Annotated in this window: 3 protein-coding genes; 2 read left to right on the top strand and 1 reads right to left on the bottom strand. The window is 75.7% G+C overall.

The genetic code is table 11. The features are described from left to right. Positions 1 to 51 precede the first annotated feature (51 nt). Positions 52 to 627, bottom strand: coding sequence for a VanZ family protein (locus ACFV0G_RS37965; RefSeq protein WP_380557984.1), 576 nt, complete (start codon positions 625 to 627; stop codon positions 52 to 54). Positions 628 to 874: 247 nt separating this feature from the next. Between ACFV0G_RS37965 and ACFV0G_RS37960 the strand changes: the two genes are divergently transcribed. Together ACFV0G_RS37960 and ACFV0G_RS37955 are read left to right on the top strand one after the other, a co-directional pair. Further along, on the top strand, positions 875 to 1,513 hold the full coding sequence (locus tag ACFV0G_RS37960; protein WP_380557981.1) for a hypothetical protein: 639 nt from the start codon (positions 875 to 877) through the stop codon (positions 1,511 to 1,513). Positions 1,514 to 1,718: 205 nt separating this feature from the next. Then, positions 1,719 to 2,660, top strand: a complete 942-nt coding sequence (locus ACFV0G_RS37955) for an NADP-dependent oxidoreductase (RefSeq protein WP_380557978.1) — start codon at positions 1,719 to 1,721, stop codon at positions 2,658 to 2,660. Positions 2,661 to 2,772 lie beyond the last annotated feature (112 nt).

Genomic DNA, 2,772 nt, shown 5'->3' with positions numbered 1-2,772 from the left:
GACCGCTCGTCTCGTGGGCTCGGATTTGTGTATATGAGACCGGTCAGCCGGTCAGTCTGTCGCCCGGTCGGCGGGCCGCGGCTTGCGGTGCAGGGCCCGGTGGATCCGCCGGCCGGCGATCAGGTACAGCAGTACGGCGCCGGCCGTGTTGAGCAGCACGTCGTCGATGTCGAAGGCGCGGCCCGTGACGAGCGTGGCCTGCGCGCACTCCACCAGCGTCATCGTCAGCGCGGTGAGCAGGGTGACCCGCAGCAGGCCTCCGGCCCTGCGGGACAGCAGCGGCAGCAGCACCCCGAACGGCGCCCCGAGCAGCAGATTGCCGCCGATCTGCTGCACCGCGTCGCGCACCGCCGGCCGGTCCAGATAGAGCCGCAGTGACCATCCGGGTTGGAAGTTGGCGTGGACCAGGCCGCGCGAGCCGGGCTCGGGCGCCAGGGTGACGCGGGCCAGCGCCACCGCGAACAGCACGGTCGCCGTGAGGGCGACCAGCAGCACCAGCAGCCGGACGAGGGCCGGCACCGGGCCCGAGCGGTGCAGGAACGGCAGCCGCTCCGCGGACCCCCCGCCCGCCCTCGCTTTCGTCTTCGCCTTTGCCTTCGCGGGCTCTGCCCGCAGGGGCTTCGTCACCGCGTCGTTCGGCCGCACCGCCCCCGCCACTGCGGCACCCGTCCCGCTCGCCGCTCCACCACGTCTCGCCACCATCGTCCCGCCCTCCCGCGGATCACTGATCCCGGTCTCCCGGCCGGGCGGCGTCTACCCCGCCGCAGCCGCGCCACACGGATGCCGGAGCCCGCCGGACCGGGCGTTCCCACCCGGCGGCGGATTCCCGCCGTTCGGCCGGGGAGCGTCCGAGGTCGGTGCCACAATCGGCGGCATGACAACGGATGTTGACGATCAGCCATGGATATCGGTCCGACCCGACACCAGCGCGGTGAAGGGGCTGCTGATCAAGGCCTCACCATTGATCCTCTTCGGCGCGATCCGCATCGGCCTCATGATGGCGAGAGGACGCGGCACCTCGGAGGGATCCGGCCCGCTCGGCCTGCTCGTGGGCGTGCTCGCGGTCGCCTTCCCGCTGCTCTGGGTTGCCGCCCTGCTGGGCCTGCGCTCGGCGAACGCCCGGATCCTGCTCGATGAGGGGGTGCTCACCGTCCGCAACATCTGGGGCCGGCCGGTGCTCGCGGCGCCGCTCGCCTCGATCACCGGCGTGCACGCGGTGCGGCTCCCGGTCGACGGGCCGCACAAGGACCGGGTCGTCATCACCGCGGAGCAGTCCAGGCCCGTACTGATCGACGTCCGGCACTGGCAGCAGGACGGGCTGCGGCAGCTCTGGCAGCACCTCGGCGTCCCCGTCCGCGACCACGGCCCGCTGACCTGGGCGCAGCTGCGCGCCCGGATCCCGGGCACACGGGTGCCCTGGCGCCAGGTCCACTACGTCCTCTTCACGGTGCTCCTGGTCGTCGCCGTGATCGCCTACATCGCGCTGGTGGTCAACCTGCCGTTCCTGCTCTGACCCGGCACCGCACCCCGGGCCGCACCGGCCCGGGTTGCGGCAGCGCCACCGGCAGGCGCTCATGGGGTGGGGCGGCCGCCGCGAACGCCCCGCCCGGACGGAAGCGGGCGGGGCCGTCCCGGGCGCCGCCCGGCAACGCGAGCGCCCGTCGAGGCGCGGCCGCCCCGGCCGCGGCGCGCGGGGCGTACCGGACAGGGAGGGAGCGATGGACACCATGCACGCGGTACGCGGCCATCGGCGCGGCGGCGCGGAGATCCTCGTCCACGAGGTGGTGCCGCGGCCGGAGCCGGCCGCCGGGGAGGTCCTCGTCCGGGTGAGGTCCGCCTCGATCACCACCGGCGAACTCGGCTGGGACGCGACCTGGACCGACCGGATGGACGGCACCGGCCGGCCGCGGGTGCCGATCGTCCCGTCCAAGGAGGTCGCCGGGGTGGTCGCCCGGCTCGGTCCGGGCGTGACCGACTGGACGGTCGGCGACGCGGTGTACGGGCTGATCCCGTTCCTGCGGGACGGTGCGGCGGCCGAGTACACCGCCGTCCCCGCCGACGTGCTCGCGGCCGAGCCGCCGTCCCTCGGCCAGGACGCGGCGGCGGCCCTGCCGCTCGCCGGACTCACCGCCTGGCAGGGCCTCGTCCGGCACGGCGGACTGCGCAGCGGGGACCGGGTCCTGGTGCACGGCGGGGCGGGCGGCGTCGGCTCCTTCGCCGTCCAGGTGGCGGCCGCCCTCGGCGCCTCGGTGACGGCGACGGCCGCCGCCCGGGACGCCGACTTCGTCCGCGAGCTGGGCGCCGAGCGGGTCGTGGACTACACCGCCGAGCGCTTCGAGGACGTGGTGAGCGGGATGGACCTGGTCTTCGACGCCGTCGGCGGGGACACCCAGCAGCGGTCCTGGCAGGTGCTGCGCCCCGGCGGGGTCCTGGTGAGCATCGTGGCCCCGCCGGCCGAGACCGGACCCGACGGCACCCGCGGGGTGTTCTTCGTGGTCGAGCCCGACCGGGCCGGGCTCGACGAGCTGGCCCGGCTGGTCGGCGAGGGCCGGCTCGTCCCGCGGGTCGACCGGGTCGTACCGCTGGCCGAGGCCGCCGCGGCCTACGCGGCGCTGGAACACGAGCACCGGCGCGGCAAGGTCGTGCTGCGGGTTTCCTGACCCGGGTGGGTCGCCCGACCCGGTCGGGGAAGCCCGGCCGGAGGGGCGGCCCGGTGGATCGGGGCGGCCCGGTCGGGCCAAGGTGCGGCGGCCGGCCCTCAGCGGTGCCGGC

Source organism: Kitasatospora sp. NPDC059571, from assembly GCF_042735675.1.
In the GTDB taxonomy this organism is placed as follows: domain Bacteria; phylum Actinomycetota; class Actinomycetes; order Streptomycetales; family Streptomycetaceae; genus Kitasatospora.
The sequence above is the reverse complement of the archived record's forward strand: the minus strand, read 5'-3'. Positions and strand labels throughout refer to the sequence as shown.

Coding starts and splice junctions, on each gene's coding strand:
- ACFV0G_RS37960 (WP_380557981.1), top strand. CDS start 875: ATGACAACGGATGTTGACGATCAGCCATGGATATCGGTCCGACCCGAC.
- ACFV0G_RS37955 (WP_380557978.1), top strand. CDS start 1,719: ATGGACACCATGCACGCGGTACGCGGCCATCGGCGCGGCGGCGCGGAG.